The following is a 17,393-nucleotide window of genomic DNA, read 5'->3' on the forward strand; positions in this document are numbered from 1 at the left end:
CCGGCCGCGAGGCCGGATCCTTGCGCGCGTCCAGCGTCAGCCGGATCGCTCTCTCCCGAAGCTCATCCGGGTACTTCCGTGGTGCCGCCATCCGTCATCCTCCGTGGCTTGATGGTCTCCATCAAACCCGGCACGAGACAACAGGGACCTGCGGGTCCGACCGTGGTTGTCCGTCGTCGTACGCAATGCATGCATGGATGAGCACCGGCGCCGACTGCCCCAACCGGTCGCCGATGCACCGGACAGTGCGGTGGAAGACCAGGACCCCTTCGGCTCTGACCCCTATCTGGACCAGGCCTGGGAGGCGCTGCCCGCGCGGTTCAGGACCGTGCTGCACCACCGGGAGTTGCTCGGCCTGTCCTACGACGAAATTGCTACGGCCATGGGGGTATCTCGGTCGGCCGTGCAGACCCTGCTGTTCCGGGCCCGCGGCGCACTGCGCCGGGAGTACCAGCGCGCTGGTGGCGAGCTGCTCGGCTGCGGCGCGTTCGGCCTTGCTCTGCTGTCGCTCGGCGATGGCGAACCCGTTCGGCACGGCCATCAACTCGCCGGCCACCTCGCCTCCTGCGGCGCCTGCAGATCAGCGGTGGACCGCCTGGCAGAGCTATCCGACCTCATGCGTCTCGGTGCGCGAGCAATGGACGCCCCCCTGCACCCCCCCTCGGCGGCTTGTCCCAGCGTTGCTGGACGGCCCTGACGCGGTTCTGCAACACCCACGCTCCCGCTCTGACAGACGTGGCTCACACCTCGGTCGTCGCTGGCGCCGTACCGCTGTCCTTCGTGGCCGCGCTGGTCGCACCCTCGTCGTCCGTCACTGCGGCGGCACAATCAGCCCACGTCGCTCAGCAGGCTGCCAGCGCACGCGCAGTGCCCATCGCGACGCTCCCCGACCAGACAATCGTCCGGCCGTCCCAACAGCCTTCTCCGGTCGCGTCCTTCGCGTCGCCGAATCCGGCCACCCAGCGAGAGCAGCTGGGCTCGTGGCCAACGCCGTCACCGACGTCGTGGACCTGGCCTTGGAGTTCAGAAGGACAACCCGGCTTCGATCCGCGACCTGGCGCCCGGGAGAGCGCGTCGCCTCAGCCGCGTGAGAACGACGGCGGGAACGGCGGTTGGAGTCCAGAGCCCTCGGCGTTGGAGCGGCCGACCGCGATGCCTTCGTCATCGCCGACCCCGTTTTTCTCCAGCCCTGTCCGCTGACCTTGGCGGCAGCGCGTCGGACGCGACGTCAGGGCGCGCAGAGCAGGGTCGTGGTGACGTCGCTGTCGAAGGGAACGCCGCTGTAGCTGCCCTTGACCACCGGCTCCTCTTCCGTGCGGGTAACCACGGTGGCCGGCGACGACCTGCTCCCCCAGTTGGGGGAGCTCTACGTACGGCAAGGCGAGCACCTGCCTGGTATCGGGACGGTGGATGGCGCCCATTCCTTGGCGCGGCGGGGGCTGATTCCGCCGGGCTCGGTGATGGTCTGCGCCCCCGGCGACGACGTCGAGGTCGACGTCGTCGCGGGGCTGGTTCGGGCGTCGTGGGCGTACGCGCGCGGTGCGTCGTAGCTGGGCGCCCGGTCAGCCGGTGACGGCCCCGCGCAGCGACCCGGCCGAGACGGCCTTCTCCCGCAGCAGCGCCGGCGGTCGGAAGCGTTCGCCGTACACGTCGGCCAGCTCCTCCGCCCGGCGCACGAAGCCGTCGACCCCGCCGTCGTACTGGTCGACGTACTGCAGCACGCCGCCATAGAGCGGCGGGAACCCGATCCCCATGATCGAACCGATGTTGGCGTCGGCAACGGAGGCGAGCACGCCCTCCTCCACGCAGCGGGCCGTCTCGACAGCCATCGCGAAGAGCATCCGCTCCTGCGCGTCGGTGAACGGGACAGCCTCGGGGCGCAGCCCGAACTCGTCCGCGAGCCCGGGCCAGACCTGCTTGTCCGGCTCCCAGTCGAAGAAGCCCTGACCGGTGGCCTTGCCGGTGCGGCCGCGCTCGACCAGCCGGCGGACGACGCCTAGGCCGGGGTGCTCCGGCGGCAGGACGGCTCCGGCCGCCTCCGCATCCGCGCGGGCCTGCTCCTCGATCTTCAGCGGGAGGCTGAGCGTGACCTCGTCCAGCAGGGTGAGCGGCCCGGCGGGGAATCCGGCCTGCAACGCGGCCCGCTCGACAGACGTCGGGGCCATTCCCTCACCCAGCAGCGCGGCGCCTTCCAGGACCAACGTGCCGAACACCCGGGAGGTGAAGAAGCCGCGCGAGTCGTTGACCACGATCGGCGTCTTGCCGATCTGGCGGACGGCGTCATAGGCGCGGGCCAGGGCGGCAGGAGATGTCTGCTCGCCCACGATGAGCTCGACCAGGGGCATCTTGTCCACCGGCGAGAAGAAGTGCATCCCCACGACGTCGGCGGGCCGCGACACACCGCAGGCCAGGTCCGTGATCGGGAGGGTGGAGGTGTTGCTGGCCAGCAGCGCATCAGCGGCGACCACAGCCTCCGCCTCAGCCATCACCCGGTGCTTGAGTGCGACGTCCTCGAAGACCGCCTCGACCACGAGGTCGCAGCCGGCGAGATCTGCGGCGTCGGCGGTCGGGGTGATGCGGGCGAGCAGCGCGTCGGCCTTCTCCTGCGAGAGGCGGCCCTTGTCCACCGCCTTGCCCACGAGTCGGCGGGAGATGTCCTTGCCCTTCTCTGCCCCGTCGGCCGAGACGTCCTTGAGCACCACGTCGACGCCGGCCTTGGCAAAGGCGTAGGCGATCCCGGCGCCCATCATCCCGGCGCCCAGCACGCCGACGCGCGTGGCGGTCCAGGCCGGCAGGTCCGCCGGTCGGGAGCGGCCGCCGTTGACGGCGTTGAGGTCGAACCAGAACGCCTGCACCATGTTCTTGGCGGTCTGACCGACGACCAGGTCGACGAAGTAGCGCGCCTCGATCGTGAACGCGGCGTCGAGGTCCACGTTGAGGCTCTCGACTGCCGCGCACAGGATGTGGTGCTGGGCCGGGTAGTGGGCGCCCTTGAGCTGCTTGACCAGGTTGGCCGGGAAGCTGGGCAGCAGCGCGGCCAGCGACGGCGAGGACGGCGTGCCGCCGGGCACCTTCCAGCCCTTGGCGTCGAACCGCTGGACCGACTCCGGGTGCGCGTCGACGAAGGCGCGTGCCCGGGCGAGCAGGTCCTCGCGGTCGGCCGCCAGCTCGTCGACCAGGCCGAGCTTCAGCGCCTTGTCCGGCCGGACCTGCTGGCCCTGAAGCAGCAGCTCGGTCAGGGCGGTCGTGAGGCCGAGCATGCGCACGGTGCGTACCACGCCCCCGGCGCCGGGCAGCAGCCCGAGCGTCGCCTCGGGAAAGCCGAGCCGCACGGACGGGTCGTCGAGCACGACCCGGTGGTGGCAGGCGAGCGTGAGCTCCATCCCGCCGCCCAGGGCGCTGCCCGCGATGGCCGCGACCACGGGGACGCCGAGCGTCTCCAGCCGGCGCATCAGGACCTTGATGTGCGTCGTGGAGGCCAGCATCTGCTGCCTGTCGTCGGCATTCAGCAGCTCGTCGAGGTTGCCGCCGGCGAAGAAGGTCTTCTTCGCGCTGGTGAGCACGACACCGCGCAGGGAGCCCTCGGACCGCGCGGCCTCCAGCCGGTCCAGGACCTCGCCGAACGAGCGCACGAACGCCTCGTTCATCGTGTTGGCCCGGGCCGCGGGGTCGTCCAGCACCAGGGTGACGACACCCGCATCGTCCCGTTCGTACCTGACCGTGCTCGTTCCCGTGCTGACTGTCGTCACATCCGCTCCACGATCGTCGCGATTCCCATGCCGCCGCCCACGCAGAGCGAGGCCAGTCCGTAGCGCAGGTCGCGCCGCTCGAGCTCGTCGACCAGCGTGCCGAGGATCATCGCGCCGGTGGCGCCCAGCGGGTGCCCCATGGCGATGGCGCCACCGTTGACGTTGACCTGCTCGTGCGCGAAGCCGGTGTCCTTCATGAAGCGCATGACCACGGCCGCGAACGCCTCGTTGAGCTCGACCAGGTCGATGTCGCCGACCGTCAGCCCGGCCTTGTCCAGCGCCTTGCGGGCCGCGGGCGCCGGGCCGGTCAGCATGATCGTCGGGTCGGCGCCGGACAGCGCGGTGGCCACGACGCGGGCGCGGGGGGTCAGGCCGTGCCGGCGCCCGGCCTGCTCTGAGCCGATGACGACCAGCGCGGCCCCGTCGACGATTCCGGAGGAGTTGCCGGCGGTGTGCACGTGCTCGATCTGTTCGACCCAGTGGTACTTCTGCAGCGCGACGGCGTCGAAGCCGCCGAGGTCGCCGATCCCGGAGAAGGCAGCCGGCAGCGCACCCAGGGTGTCCATCGTCGTACCGGGGCGCACCAGCTCGTCGGTGTCGAGCAGCACGGTGCCGTTGAGGTCGACGACCGGAACGACGGAGCGTTCGAAGTACCCGTTCGCCCAGGCCTTGGCGGCCCGCGCCTGCGACTCCACGGCGTAGGCGTCGACGTCCTCGCGGCTCCAGCCCTCGAGCGTGGCGATGAGGTCGGCGCCGATGCCCTGCGGGACGAAGCCGGTCCCGTAGGCGGTCTCGGGGTCCATCGCCCAGGCGCCGCGGTCGCTGCCCATCGGCACGTGCGACATCGACTCGACGCCGCCGGCGAGCACGAGGTCCTCCCAGCCGCTGCGCACCTTCTGTGCGGCCATGTTGACCGCCTCGAGGCCGCTGGCGCAGAACCGGTTCAGCTGGACGCCCGCCACCGTGTCGGGCAGCCCGGCCGCCAGCGCGGCGGTCTTGGCGATGTCCGAGCCCTGCTCACCCACCGGTGAGACGACGCCGAGCACGACGTCGTCGATGCCGGCCGGGTCCAGGTCCGGGTGCCGACGCCGAAGCGCGTCCACCAGCCCGACCACCAGCGACACCGGCTTGACCGAGTGCAGCCCGCCACCGCTCTTGCCCTTGCCGCGCGGGGTACGGACCGCGTCGTACAGGAACGCCTCGCTCATGCTCGTCCTCTCAGACGCCGAGGGAGCGACCGATGATCTCCTTCATGACCTCGGTCGTCCCGCCGTAGATGGTCTGGATGCGCGCATCCAGGTAGGCCTTGGCCACCGGGTACTCGAGCATGTAGCCGTAGCCGCCGTGCAGCTGCACGCACTGGTCGACGACGCGCTTCTGCAGCTCGGTCGTCCACCACTTGCTCATCGCCGCGTCCTGCACCGTGAAGCGGCCCGCGTTGTGCTCGAGGATCGCCTTCTCCAGGTAGGTCTCGGCGATCTCGATCTCGGTGGCCATCTCCGCCAGCACGAAGCGGTTGTGCTGGAAGGAGCCGATCGGCTTGCCGAAGGCCTGCCGCTGCTTGCAGTAGTCCAGCGTGAGATCGAAGACGAACCGGCTGGCCGCCACCGCGACGACGGCGATCGAGAGCCGCTCCTGCGGCAGCATCTGCATCAGGTGGAGGAAGCCGGCGTTCTCCTGGCCGAGCAGGTTGTTCGCCGGAACGCGGACGTCGTTGAAGAAGAGCTCGGAGGTGTCCTGCGCCTTCAGGCCGACCTTCTCCAGGTTGCGGCCGCGTTCGAAGCCCGGCATCCCCCGCTCGACGACCAGCAGCGAGGTTCCCGAGCTGGCCTTGGTGTCGAGGTTCGTCCGGGCCACGACCAGGACGAGGTCGGCGTTGATGCCGTTGGTGATGAAGGTCTTGGAACCGTTCAGGACGTAGTCGTCGCCGTCCCGTCGTGCGTAGGTCTTGATGCCTTGCAGGTCCGAGCCGGCGGCCGGCTCGCTCATCGCGATCGCCGTGATCAGCTCGCCGCTGCAGAAGCCGGGGAGCCAGCGCTGCTTCTGCTCCTCGGTGGCCAGCTCCAGCAGGTACGGCGCGACGACGTCGTTGTGCAGACCCCAACCGACCCCGCTTGCGCCGACGCGGACGATCTCCTCGTCCAGGATCGCGTTGTAGCGGAAGTCCTTCACGCCGCCGCCGCCGTACTGCTCGGGGACGTCCATGCCGAGGAACCCCTGCTTGCCGGCCTCGGTCCACAGGGAGCGGTCGACCAGGCCGGCCTTCTCCCAGCCGGGGTGGTGCGGGACGACCTCCTTCTCGACGAACGAGCGGACCGAGGCCCGGAACGCCTCGTGGTCGGGCTCGTACAGCATCTTGCGCACAGGGATCCCCTCGATCGGCACTCAGGCAGGTGGCACCCGCAGGAGGCCGGGCGCGTGTGCAGCCTGCCTTCGTCAGCACAAACAGTCAAGACGGCATGTTCGTTGCACGCACGGCGTGCTCGTGGTTGGCTCGTGACCCGCCTCACAGAGGAGCCTGCATGCCGTCGTCGTCCGCCACCTCCACCGCGTGGCCCGCGGGCATCCCGCGCTCGCTGGACTACCCGCCGGTGGCGGTCCCGTCGATCCTGCGCGGCGCGGCGCGGCGCTACGGCGACCGCACGGCGTTCGTGCAGGGCGAGCGCAGCCTGACCTATGCACAGGTCCTTGCCGATGCCTGCCGGACGGCCAACGCGCTGACGGCACGGGGCATCGCGCCGGGCGACGTCGTGGCCGTGCATCTGCCGAACTGCCTTCAGTACCCGGCGGTCTACTACGGCGTGCTGATGGCCGGCGCCACCTTCTCCCCCACCAACCCCCTGCTCCCCCCGGACGACTTGGCCCACCAGCTGGCCGACTGCGCGGCCGCTGCGGTCGTCACCTACGGCCCCGTGGCGCCCTTGCTCGCCTCGGTGCTGGACCGCACGCAGGTGCGCACGGTGCTGGTGACCGACGCGGCACAGGAGGCCGACGCCGCAGCGCGGGTCGACCTCGCCGCCTTGCCCGGCGGATGGGAGGACCTGCTGGCGGCGCTCGCTGAAGCGCCGACGGACGACCCGGCCGTGGAGGTCGACCCGGTGGAGCGGCTCGCTCACCTGGCCTACACCGGCGGCACCACCGGGCGCTCGAAGGGTGTCGAACTGCCGCACCGCAACGTCGTGGTCAACACCCTGCAGTTCGCCTGCTGGGGAACGGGGTCCGTGCCGGCCCTCGACGAGGCCGGCGACCTCACGCTCCGGCAGCTGGAGGAGCTGGCCGACGACTTCCCGGTGAGGCTCGGGACCGGGATCGCGGTCAACCTCACCCCCTGGTTCCACGCCATGGGCACCGTCGGCTACCTCAACTTCCCGGTGCTGAGCGGCACGACCACCGTCATCCACCAGCGCTTCGACCCCGCCGCCTACGTCGCCGACGCCCAGCGCTACCGGGTGACGAGCATCGGCGGCGCCCCGCCGGTCTTCCACGCCCTGCTGCAGGTCCCGGGGCTGCGCGAGGCCGACCTGAGCAGTGTCCGCGCGCTGGCCTCGGGCGCCGCACCGCTGGCCGTGGAGCTGCTGGACCAGCTGGCCGAGGTGTTCCCCGATGCCGTCATCGGGGAGGGCTACGGGCTCACCGAGGTGACGATGGGGGCGGTCAGCAACCCGTCCGGCCGGTCCCAGCAGCGCAGGACCGGCAGCGTCGGCCTGCCGGTCCCGGACACCGAGGTCATGGTCGTGGCCGCCGACGAGGTCGAGCTGCGCGAGCTCCCGGCGGGCGAGCCCGGCGAGGTCTGCCTGCGCGGCCCGCAGGTCATGCGCGGCTACCACAACCGGCCGGACGCCACTGCCGAGATGCTGGTCGAGGGCTGGCTACGCACCGGCGACGTCGGCGTGCTCGACGAGGACGGCTACCTGTCGATCGTGGACCGCAAGAAGGACATGCTGCTCTACAAGGGCTACAACGTGTACCCGCGCGAGCTGGAGGAGCTGCTGTTCGCGCACCCCGGCGTGCTGAGCTGCGCGGTCGTCGGCCAGCAGGACGCCGCCGCCGGCGAGCTGCCGGTCGCCTTCGTCGTCCGGGCGCCGGGCAGCGAGGTCACGGCCGAGGAGCTGATCGCGCACGTCAGCGAGCGCGTGACGCCGTACAAGCGGGTGCGCCGAGTGGAGTTCGTGGACGCGATCCCGGTCTCCGCTGCGGGCAAGGTGCTCAAGCGGGAGCTGCGTGAGCGGCTCGCGCCAGCGGCGCCCGCTGGCCGTACCGGCGCGCCAGCGTCCGCGCCGGTCGGGGGCTGACCCCGTGGACCGCGGCATCGGCAGCTGGGTCACCAAGCGCGCGCACCTGTCCGGCGACGTCACGGCGCTGGTCTTCGGCGAGCGGCGCGTCACCTACGCCGAGCTGGACCGGCGCACCGACCAGCTGGCGCGCGCCCTGCGCGGGCTCGGCGTGCGCAAGGGCGACCGGGTCGGCGCGCTGCTGCTCAACAGCCCGGCCTTCCTCGAGACGATGCTGGCCACCGCCAAGCTCGGGGCCGTCTTCGTCCCGATGAACCTGCGGCTGACCCCGCCGGAGGTGGGCTACCTGCTGGCCGACTCCGGGGCCGACGTCTTCGTCTGCTCCGGGCCGCTGGCCGCGGTCGGGCGGGCCGCCCTGGCCGAGGAGGGCGTGCGAGTGCGGCACCGCGTCCTGGCCGACGGTGCGGCCGAGGACGGTGAGCTCGCCTTCGAGGAGCTGCTCGGCACCGGCGAGGCGCGGGCGCTGGGCAGCGATGTCGCCGGCAGTGACCTCTCCTGCCTGATGTACACCTCCGGCACCACCGGCCGACCGAAGGGGGCGATGCTCACCCACGACAACCACCTGTGGAACGTCGTCAACGCCCTGTCGTTCGGGCGCGGGCTGGGCGCGGGCGACGTCACGGTGACCGTCGCCCCCATGTTCCACATCGGGGGGCTCGGCGTGCACACGCTGCCGCTGCTCTACATCGGCGGCCGCAACGTGATCCTGCCTTCCTTCGACCCCGCGCAGACGCTCGCGACGATGGCTCGCGAGCGCGCGACGGTGCAGTTCATGGTCCCCGCGATGTGGGCGGCCCTCATGGCGGTTCCGGATTTCGCCAGCCACGACCTGTCGGCGCTGGAGCTGGCCGTCTCCGGCGGCGCGCCCTGCCCGCTGCCGGTCATCGAGTTCTTCCAGGGCATGGGCGTGCCCTTCCAGGAGGGCTTCGGGATGACCGAGACCGCCCCGGGCGTCTCCGTCCTGGACGCGGAGCGGGTGAAGGAGAAGGCCGGGTCGATCGGGCGGCCGATGTTCCACGTCGAGGCACGCATCGCCGACGAGGCCGACGTCGACGTGGCGACGGGCGAGGTGGGCGAGCTGCTGGTGCGCGGACCGAACGTGTTCGCCGGGTACTGGGGGCTGCCCGAGGCGACGGCGGAGGCGTTCCGCGGCGGCTGGTTCCACACCGGCGACCTCGGGCGGATGGACGCGGAGGGGTACATCACCCTCGTCGACCGCAAGAAGGACATGATCATCTCGGGTGGCGAGAACGTCTACCCGATCGAGGTCGAGCAGGTGCTGTACCGCCACGAGGCCGTGCAGGAGGTCGCCGTCGTCGGCGTGCCGGACGAGCGGTGGGGCGAGACGCCGGTGGCCGTCGTCGCCCCCGCCCCCGGCGCCGAGGTGGTGCCTGAACAGCTCATCGCCTATGCCCGCGAGCGGCTAGCGCACTTCAAGTGCCCCACCCGGGTGGAGGTCGTGGACGCCCTGCCCCGCAACGCCACCGGCAAGGTGCTCAAGACCGAGCTGCGTGCCCGCTACGGCGGCACCTCCAGCGCCGTGACCCGCTGACCCGCCTCGAGGAGAGCCGCATGACCACGATCGACGACCGTCCCGCCGCCGGGGTCCAGGACCCGTGGAGCACGCCGGAGCGGGTGGCGCTCCGGCGCCTGGCGCGCGACGTCGTCGCCCGGGAGATCGCGCCCCGCATGGCGGAGTGGGAGGAGGCCGGTGAGCTGCCCCGCGAGCTGCACGCGCGGGTCGCGCACTCCGGCCTGCTCGGCGTCGGCTTCCCGGAGGAGGTGGGCGGCAGCGGCGGCGACCCCATCGACAGCGCCATCGTCACCGAGGAGATCCTGCTCGGCGGCGGCTCCACGGGCCTGTGCGCGTCGTTGTTCACCCACGGCATCGCCGTGCCGCACATCGCGACCCACGGCTCGCCCGAGCTGGTCGACCGCTACGTGCGGCCGACCCTGGCCGGCGAGCTCATCGGCTCGCTCGGCGTCACCGAGCCCGGGGCCGGCTCCGACGTCGCCAACCTGCGGACGCGTGCCGTGCGCGACGGAGACGACTACGTCGTCAACGGCGCCAAGACCTACATCACCAGCGGGGTGCGGGCCGACTTCGTCACCACCGCCGTGCGCACCGGCGACGCCGGCTACGGCGGGGTCTCCCTGCTGGTCATCGACAAGGGCACGACCGGTTTCGAGGTGTCCCGGCGACTGGACAAGATGGGCTGGCGGTGCAGCGACACCGCCGAGCTGTCCTTCTCCGACGTCCGGGTCCCTGCCCGCAACCTGGTCGGTGCGGAGAACACCGGCTTCCTGCAGATCATGCAGAACTTCCAGAGCGAACGGCTCGGGCTCGCGGTGCAGGCCTACGCGACAGCGGCCCGCTGCCTGGAGCTGGCCGCGGCATGGGCCCGCGACCGGGAGACCTTCGGCCGACCGCTGAGCTCGCGGCAGGTCATCCGCCACAAGCTCGCCGAGATGGCCCGCCAGGTCGACGTCGCCCGCACCTACACCCGTGCCGTGATGGTGCGCTACCTGGCCGGCGAGGACGTGGTCACCGAGGTGTCGATGGCCAAGAACACCGCCGTCTACGCCTGCGACCACGTCGTGAACGAAGCGGTGCAGATCTTCGGCGGCATGGGCTACATGCGCGAGTCGGAGGTGGAGCGGCACTACCGCGACGCCCGGATCCTGGGCATCGGCGGCGGCACCAACGAGATCATGAACGAGATCATCAGCAAGCGGATCGGCCTGTGATCCGGCCGTTCGAAGTCACCGGGCTGCTCCAGCAGCAGGCCTGGGCCGATCGTGTCCTGCCGCCGGTCGAGAAGGTGCAGGCGGGGTTGTGGTCCATCCCGGTCCCCATCCCGAACAATCCACTCCGCTACGTGCTGGTCTACGCGCTCGAGCTCGACAACGGGCTGGCGCTGATCGACGCGGGATGGGACACCGAGGATGCATGGGGCGCGCTCACCGCCGGGCTGGCCGTGGCCGGCGGCAGCATGTCGGACGTGCAGGCAGTCCTGGTGACGCACATCCACCCCGACCACTACGGGCTGGCCGGGCGCATCCGGGAAGCCTCCGGCGCGTGGCTGGGCCTACACCCCGACGACGCGGCGCTGCTCCCCGCGCGCTACGGCGCCGGGGTGCCCGAGCTGCTGCAGGAGATGCATGCGTTGCTGCGCGAGTGTGGTGTACCTGAACAAGAACTCGGCGTGCTGGCAGAGGCCTCCCTCACACTCATCGACTACGTGCGGCAGGTATTGCCGGACCGGTTGATCGAGGACGGCGAGCAGCTCGCCCTGCCGGGCTGGGACCTGCGGGCAGTGCACACTCCCGGCCACTCCCCCGGTCACCTGTGCTTCCACGATCCGGGCCGGCGCGTGCTGTTCTCCGGCGACCACGTGCTCCCTCGGATCACCCCCAACGTCGGGGTGCACGCGCAGTCCGCCGGTGACCCGCTGGCCCAGTTCGTCGAGGCCCTGGCCCGGGTGGCCGCGCTCGAGCCCAACGTCGACGAGGTGCTTCCCGCCCACGAGTACCGCTTTGCCGGGATCAGCGCCCGCGTCGAGCAGCTGCTCGGGCACCACGAGCGCAGGCTCGAGGAGATCGCCGCGGTGGCCACCGACCGGACGACCTGGGAGCTCACCGGCGCCCTCACCTGGTCGCGGCCCTGGGACCAGGTGTCCGGGTTCATGCGCCGCGCCGCGGTCGCGGAGACGCTCGCCCACCTCGTCTTGCTCGAGTCCCGAGGCCGCCTGCGCCGGACCGGTTCGCCGTGGCAGTGGGCGGCGACGTGAGCGCGGGCGGCGAGGCACCGGTTCAGCGCAACGGCTACCTGTACTGGGTCACCAAGGTCGTCCTGACGCTGCCGTTGCTCCTCTCGCTGCGACCCAGGGTCGAGGGCTTGCAGCACGTCCCGGACAGCGGCCCGGTCATCCTGGCGTCGAACCACACATCGTTCTACGACTGGCTGGTTCTGCCGCTGGTCGTGCGGCGGCGTCGCATCATCTTCCTGGCCAAGAGCTCCTACTTCACCGGCGGAGGGCTCAAGGGGCGGCTGCGGCGCTACTTCTTCACCGCCTGCGGCCAGGTGCCCGTGGACCGTTCCGGAGGCGGCGCCGGCGAAGCCGCTGTACGCACCGCCGTGCGGCTGCTCGGCGAAGGACAGCTGCTCGGGGTCTTCCCCGAGGGCACGCGCTCGCCGGACGGGCGGCTGCACCGCGGGCGCACCGGCGTTGTCCGGATCGCGGCCACGAGCGGCGCGCCGGTCATCCCCTGCGCCACCGTCGGTCTGTTCGACGTCGCGCCCGCCGGTCGCGTCCTGCCTCGACTGTCGCGCCGACGCACAGTCATCCGTTTCGGGCCGCCGATGGCCTGGCCCGACGACCCGCATCAGGGGGTTCCGGACGCGGTCGTCCTGCGCGAGCGTACGAACGAGCTCATGGCAACGATCCAGCGCTTGTCCGGACAGGAGTACAGCGACAGTGATGCTCGCGCTCCTCGTGGGGAGGAACGAGCGTGAGCAAGGCCTGCGCCTGGCCCGGGCCGTGCTCCTGCAGCGGTGCCGTCATCGTCAGGTCTGTTCAGGACGTGCAGGCCGGGCCGGCGTCGATCGCGCTGCTCCTGTCCTGCGTGAGCGTGGTCGAGCTCTGGCCGCGGGCGACCGTCACGGACGGCGGGTCGGTGCTATGGATCTCCGGGGTCGCCGGGTTCGGCGCCGACGACATCGCGCTGCGCGCAGGCCCGCCACGCCGGTTCCGCACGTCGTACGAGACGGCAGCGCACTGGACGGCGCGGGCTGCTGATCCCGGCCGAGCCGTCCTGCGCGTCTCACCCCAGGGCTGGCACGGCGCACGCCTGCGCCTCGACATCTCCTGCGGGAAGGGACTGCACCACCTGCAGCTGCAACCCGCGGCCGACGTGTTCCTGGCCGAGCTGGCGCGCGCCGCGGAAGAGCGTGCCCTGGCCGGTTGAGCGGGCACCGGGCCGAATCGCTGGCGTCAGGCCCGGCGCGCCAGCCGTCGCCCGCGCGGCGCAAGGGCCGCGTCCGACGTCGCCGCTCGGAGCTCCTCGACATCGGTGAACTTCACCCGGGGCCGGCCGGGTTGCCTGCCCCCGATCACGCTCCAGGTCGTCGATGCGCCGCCAGGCCCGGACATCGCCGGCGTCCGGGAAGCGCCCGGGCGGGCGGGGTCGTGCGGCGTTGCGGGTGGCGCTGTGAGACCGGCGCTCGGTGTGCGTCCGGGTGACCGTGTCCGGGGACCCCGGCGCTGACGCGCACGGGATCGGGTCGGCCCGCGCGATCGCCTCGTGACCGCGCCGCTGCTGCCGCCGCTGCGGACGTCTGAGCGTCCCGCCACCGTCATCGTCCGTACATCCGGCTGGTGCTTGCACGAGACAGCACCGTGCTAGCGTATCGCCCGTTGACGGTACGTTTATTCCTGTCATGTCGGAAGGTCTTGCCTTGGCTGCCAGCGCGCGCGGGGAACGGGTCTTCGGCCGTGTCGGCGCGCTGAGCACGGCCCGTCCGTGGTTGACGGTTCTCGCTTGGATCGGCATCGCCGCGGTGCTCAACGTGGCGGTTCCCCAGCTCGAGACCGTCGTCGCGCGCGACGCCACGGCGTTCGTCCCTGAGAACACCGCGGCCGCCCGGGGCTTCGAGGTCATGGACGACGCCTTCGGCAGCGGTGAGGCGGCCTCTTTCGCCTTCGTGGTGGTCGAGCGCCGCGAGGGCCCTCTCACCGCCGATGACCTGGCCTGGTACGGGACGCTGGCCGAGCGTCTGCGGGCCGGCTCGGAGCACGTCGCCGACGTCCAGGACGCGGTCTCCCAGCCGAGCCTCGAGCAGGCCCTCATCAGTCCCGACCGGCGGGCCGCCTACCTGCCGGTCGCGATCCGGCATCCGCTGGGCAGCCCCGAGGCCGCCGAGGACGTCGAGTTCCTGCGCACGTCGGCCGGCCGGGCGCCGCCCGGCGTCGCGTCCTTCGTCACCGGTGACCCCGCGACGCTCGTGGACATCAACGAGGAGCTCGACAGCGAGATCGCCCTCGTCACCGTCCTTTCCGTCCTGATCATCGTCGGCCTTCTCGCGCTCATCTACCGCCGGCTGGTCACCGTGCTGGTCCCGTTGGTCACGATCGGGATCGCGCTCGCGGCAGCCCGCGGGATGGTGGCCCTGCTGGGCGAGCAGGGCCTGCCCGTGTCCACCTACACCGCCGCCTTCCTCACCGCGCTGGTCCTGGGGGCCGGCACGGACTACAGCGTCTTCCTGCTGGCGCGGTACCACGAACGCCTGCGCGCCGGGGACGCTCCCCTGGCGGCGACGCGAACCGCGGCGGCCAAGGTCGGCACCGTCCTGCTTGCCTCGGCCGCAACGGTCGCTGCCGGCACGGCCTGCATGGGGCTGACGGAGCTGGCGCTGTTCCGCACCACCGGGCCGTCGCTCGCCGTGTCGGTGCTGGTGACGCTGGCGGTCAGCCTCACGCTGACCCCAGCCCTGACGAGCATCGCGGGGTTCCGGGCCGGACCGCGCTCGCTGGAGGCCGGGCCGTCCCGCTGGTGGGCCTCGATGGGACGGCTGGTCGTGGCGCGTCCGGTCGCCGTGCTCATGGTGGGGCTGGTTCTGCTCTCGGCACTGGCCGCGGGCCTGCCGGCGATGGACCGGGCGTACGACATCCGCGCGCTCCAGCCGGCCGCCTCCGAGAGCTCCGCCGGCGAGGGTGCTCTCGGCCGGCACTTCGCCTCGAACGAGCTACGAGCCGACTACCTCGTCCTGGCCGCGGACCGCGATCTGCGCACCGCCGAGGGGCTGGTGGCGCTCGAAGAGGTCGCCGAGGCGGTCGCTCGGGTGCCGGGCGTCGAGGCGGTTCGCAGCGTCACCCGGCCCGAGGGCGCGCGGATCGAGGAGGCGCAGCTGCCCAGCCAAGTGGGCCTGGTCGGCGACCGGCTGCGCGAGGCGGAGGAGGAACTTGCCGGCGGCGCAGGTGGGGTGGAGCGGCTCCGGGACGGCGCCGACGCGCTCGCCGACGGTGCCCGGCGCGTCTCGGAGGGGGCAGTGCAGGCGGACGAGGCCGCCGGCGAGCTCGCCCGCGGGCTGGGACGGGCCCGCGACGGCGTGACCCGTCTGCAGGAGGGTGCCGGCGCGGCGGAGGAGGGCGCCGGCCGCCTCACCGCCGGCTCCGAGGAGCTGGCGAGCGGGTTGCGAACCCTGCGCGAGCGGACCCGTCCCGCCGTCGAGGGGCTCGGCGACATCCTGGCCGCGCTCGACGACGACCCGCTGTGCACGGCCGACCCGGTCTGCCGCCAGGCCCGCGAGGGGCTTCGGAAGATCTATCTGGGTGAGCGCGACCAGCTGCTGCCGGCGCTGGGCACGGCCGCGGACGGCGCCTCGCAGCTGGCCGCCGGAGCCGGCGGGCTGCGCGCGGGCCTGGGCACGCTGGGGTCGGGCCTGGACCAGTTGGGCGACGGCGTCGGCAAGGCGGCCGACGGCGGGCAGCAGTTCGCCAGCGAGCTGGACGCGCTGGTGAGCGGCTCCAGGGCCCTGGCGCAGGGAGCGGGCCGGCTCGAGCCCGGTGTGGGGCAGGTGGCGGACGCCACCGGCGAGCTGCAGAGCGGCCTGGACAAGGCGGCCGGTGCGCTGCAGCAGACGGCTGACAGGGCGTCTGCGGCCGGTGTGGACGCGTTCTACCTCCCGCCGGCGGCGTTCCAGGACGAGCGCTTCGCGCTGGCCCGGGACTTCTACCTGTCTCAGGACGGCCGCACCGCGCGCCTGCTGGTGTACGGCGAGGCCACGGACGAGGTGGGCGCGGAGAACCGGCTGGCCGGGGCGCAGGACGCGGCTGCGGGAGCGCTACGTGCGGGTCCGCTGTCCGGGACGGAGGTCCTGGCCACCGGCCCGGCCGCCGCGACGCGGGACCTGCGCGGCCTGGCCGGCGACGACCTCGCGCTGATGCTCGTCTCGGTCCTGTCGGTCGTGTTCCTGACCCTCGTCCTGCTCCTGCGCAGCCTGGTCGCGCCGGTGTACCTGCTGGCGACGGTGATGCTGAACTACGCGGCCGCGCTCGGCCTGACCGTGCTCGTGTGGCAGGGCCTGCTCGGACAGACGGTGGACTGGACGGTCCCGGTGCTGTCGTTCGTCCTGCTGGTGGCGGTCGGCGTCGACTACAACATCCTGCTGGTCTCCCGCATCCGGGAAGAGGCGCCGCTGGCCGATCGCGCCGGCATCGCCCGCGCGGTGGCACACACCGGCGGAGTGATCACCGCTGCCGGCGTCATCTTCGCCGGCAGCTTCGTGGCCATGCTGTTCACCGGCATCGACGCGCTCGCGCAGAACGGCTTCGCCATCGCGGCCGGGCTGCTGCTCGACACCTTCCTGGTGCGCACCCTGCTGGTGCCCGCCGTCGCCGCCCTGCTCGGACGGCACAACTGGTGGCCGGGTGACCTCCGGCTGCCTCGGCCGGGCGCCGTCGCGGCCACGCTGGGCGGCGCCTTCCGCCGGCCGCTGGCGACGGTCCGCGGCTGGGCCCCGTGAGGCTGGACGCACACAGCCCCGGCCCGGCATCAGCTGGCAGGACTCCCGCCACCCGCACGGGCACAGGGACCACGGCCGCGGCCACCCTGCGGCGAACGGGCGGGGTGGCCCTCGGGCCGGCATGGGGCGCGATGCAGCTGCTGTCGCGCGGCCGGCCCGAAGAGCTGCTGCGGCTGGTGGCGGGACCGGTCGTGTTGACCGCGCGACTTCCCGCGCGGATCTGGCAGCTGCTCGACGACGCCGACGAGGTGCTGGCGTTGGCTGCGGGTGTGCTGCGTGAGGTCGACACCGCCCTGCCGGGGATCGTGCGGCAGCTGCAGCAGGACGTCCTGCCGGCACTGGCCGGCCTCGCGGCGACCCAGCACGACGTGACGGTCGTGCGCGCAGGACTGGAGTCGCTGCTGGCCCGGGTCGACGCGGTCGCCGAGGAGCTGTCGGCGCTCCCCGGCGTAACACGGCTGGCTCGGCGGCGCGCCGACCGCGACGGGCGCCCTTCCTGAGGTCCGGCACGCGAGCAGCTGGCCCCGCCGCCGACGGGTGGCTACCTGCTCCCCCGGCGATGCGGACTCCGCTTTTCGACGTGTCATAGGTTGACGTCACGGTTGCGGGGGTACCACAATACGGGAGTAACCGACATCGCTTTCTGCGCATGACGACCTGTGGAGGACCTTCATGTCCCGCCTCGCCCTCGCCCGCACTGCCACCGCTGGAGTGGCGGCCCCCGTCGTGACCCGCACCCGGGCCGAGTACGAAGAGGTGCTGCGCCAGCTGTCCCAGGCTTCGGTCGACCGGCATTTCGACGCGTTCATCGATGTGCCGTGGGACGAC

At 72.2% G+C, this 17,393-nt stretch carries 13 protein-coding genes; 10 read left to right on the plus strand and 3 right to left on the minus strand.

The annotated features are described in order from the left end of the window. Positions 1 to 148 precede the first annotated feature (148 nt). A complete protein-coding gene (locus tag Q8R60_17920) occupies positions 149 to 697 on the plus strand; it encodes an RNA polymerase sigma factor (GenBank protein ID MDP3714353.1) in 549 nt (182 codons plus the stop codon). Between the two features lie 631 nt (positions 698 to 1,328). Next, positions 1,329 to 1,550 (plus strand): hypothetical protein, encoded by a 222-nt coding sequence (locus Q8R60_17925; protein MDP3714354.1) that lies wholly within the window; start codon positions 1,329 to 1,331, stop codon positions 1,548 to 1,550. Between the two features lie 12 nt (positions 1,551 to 1,562). Here the strand turns inward: Q8R60_17925 and Q8R60_17930 are convergent, their stop codons facing one another. From Q8R60_17930 to Q8R60_17940, 3 genes are read right to left on the minus strand one after another with little or no spacing between them, the layout of a single operon-like run. Then, complete coding sequence (locus Q8R60_17930; GenBank protein MDP3714355.1) at positions 1,563 to 3,749, minus strand: 3-hydroxyacyl-CoA dehydrogenase NAD-binding domain-containing protein; 2,187 nt, start codon at positions 3,747 to 3,749, stop codon at positions 1,563 to 1,565. Then, a complete protein-coding gene (locus Q8R60_17935; GenBank protein MDP3714356.1) occupies positions 3,746 to 4,957 on the minus strand; it encodes an acetyl-CoA C-acetyltransferase in 1,212 nt (403 codons plus the stop codon). The genes Q8R60_17930 and Q8R60_17935 overlap by 4 nt, the downstream gene beginning before the upstream one ends. A 10-nt stretch (positions 4,958 to 4,967) precedes the next feature. Next, positions 4,968 to 6,113: an acyl-CoA dehydrogenase family protein gene (locus tag Q8R60_17940; protein ID MDP3714357.1), complete on the minus strand. Its 1,146-nt coding sequence runs from the start codon at positions 6,111 to 6,113 to the stop codon at positions 4,968 to 4,970. A gap of 158 nt (positions 6,114 to 6,271) precedes the next feature. On the opposite strand from Q8R60_17940, the gene Q8R60_17945 reads away from it, so the two are divergent. The 8 genes from Q8R60_17945 to Q8R60_17980 all read left to right on the plus strand — a co-directional run bounded on the left by Q8R60_17945 (position 6,272) and on the right by Q8R60_17980 (position 17,065). Continuing rightward, on the plus strand, positions 6,272 to 8,041 hold the full coding sequence (locus Q8R60_17945; protein MDP3714358.1) for an AMP-binding protein: 1,770 nt from the start codon (positions 6,272 to 6,274) through the stop codon (positions 8,039 to 8,041). Positions 8,042 to 8,045: 4 nt separating this feature from the next. Further along, positions 8,046 to 9,593: a long-chain fatty acid--CoA ligase gene (locus Q8R60_17950; GenBank protein ID MDP3714359.1), complete on the plus strand. Its 1,548-nt coding sequence runs from the start codon at positions 8,046 to 8,048 to the stop codon at positions 9,591 to 9,593. A gap of 20 nt (positions 9,594 to 9,613) precedes the next feature. Further along, positions 9,614 to 10,789, plus strand: coding sequence for an acyl-CoA dehydrogenase family protein (locus Q8R60_17955; protein ID MDP3714360.1), 1,176 nt, complete (start codon positions 9,614 to 9,616; stop codon positions 10,787 to 10,789). Further along, positions 10,786 to 11,832, plus strand: coding sequence for an MBL fold metallo-hydrolase (locus Q8R60_17960; GenBank protein ID MDP3714361.1), 1,047 nt, complete (start codon positions 10,786 to 10,788; stop codon positions 11,830 to 11,832). The genes Q8R60_17955 and Q8R60_17960 overlap by 4 nt, the downstream gene beginning before the upstream one ends. After that, positions 11,817 to 12,557, plus strand: coding sequence for a lysophospholipid acyltransferase family protein (locus tag Q8R60_17965; GenBank protein ID MDP3714362.1), 741 nt, complete (start codon positions 11,817 to 11,819; stop codon positions 12,555 to 12,557). The genes Q8R60_17960 and Q8R60_17965 overlap by 16 nt, the downstream gene beginning before the upstream one ends. Continuing rightward, entirely contained in the window at positions 12,554 to 13,009 is a 456-nt protein-coding gene (locus Q8R60_17970) for a hypothetical protein (protein MDP3714363.1), read from the plus strand. The genes Q8R60_17965 and Q8R60_17970 overlap by 4 nt, the downstream gene beginning before the upstream one ends. 490 nt (positions 13,010 to 13,499) lie before the next feature. Further along, positions 13,500 to 16,565 carry an MMPL family transporter gene (locus Q8R60_17975; protein ID MDP3714364.1) on the plus strand — a complete coding sequence of 1,022 codons (3,066 nt, stop codon included), beginning with the start codon at positions 13,500 to 13,502 and terminating at the stop codon, positions 16,563 to 16,565. Continuing rightward, positions 16,562 to 17,065: a hypothetical protein gene (locus Q8R60_17980; GenBank protein ID MDP3714365.1), complete on the plus strand. Its 504-nt coding sequence runs from the start codon at positions 16,562 to 16,564 to the stop codon at positions 17,063 to 17,065. The genes Q8R60_17975 and Q8R60_17980 overlap by 4 nt, the downstream gene beginning before the upstream one ends. Positions 17,066 to 17,393: the final 328 nt, after the last annotated feature.

This window comes from Mycobacteriales bacterium (assembly GCA_030697205.1).
Classification (GTDB): domain Bacteria; phylum Actinomycetota; class Actinomycetes; order Mycobacteriales; family SCTD01; genus JAUYQP01.

Coding starts and splice junctions, on each gene's coding strand:
- Q8R60_17935 (MDP3714356.1), bottom strand. CDS start 4,957: ATGAGCGAGGCGTTCCTGTACGACGCGGTCCGTACCCCGCGCGGCAAG.
- Q8R60_17945 (MDP3714358.1), top strand. CDS start 6,272: ATGCCGTCGTCGTCCGCCACCTCCACCGCGTGGCCCGCGGGCATCCCG.
- Q8R60_17955 (MDP3714360.1), top strand. CDS start 9,614: ATGACCACGATCGACGACCGTCCCGCCGCCGGGGTCCAGGACCCGTGG.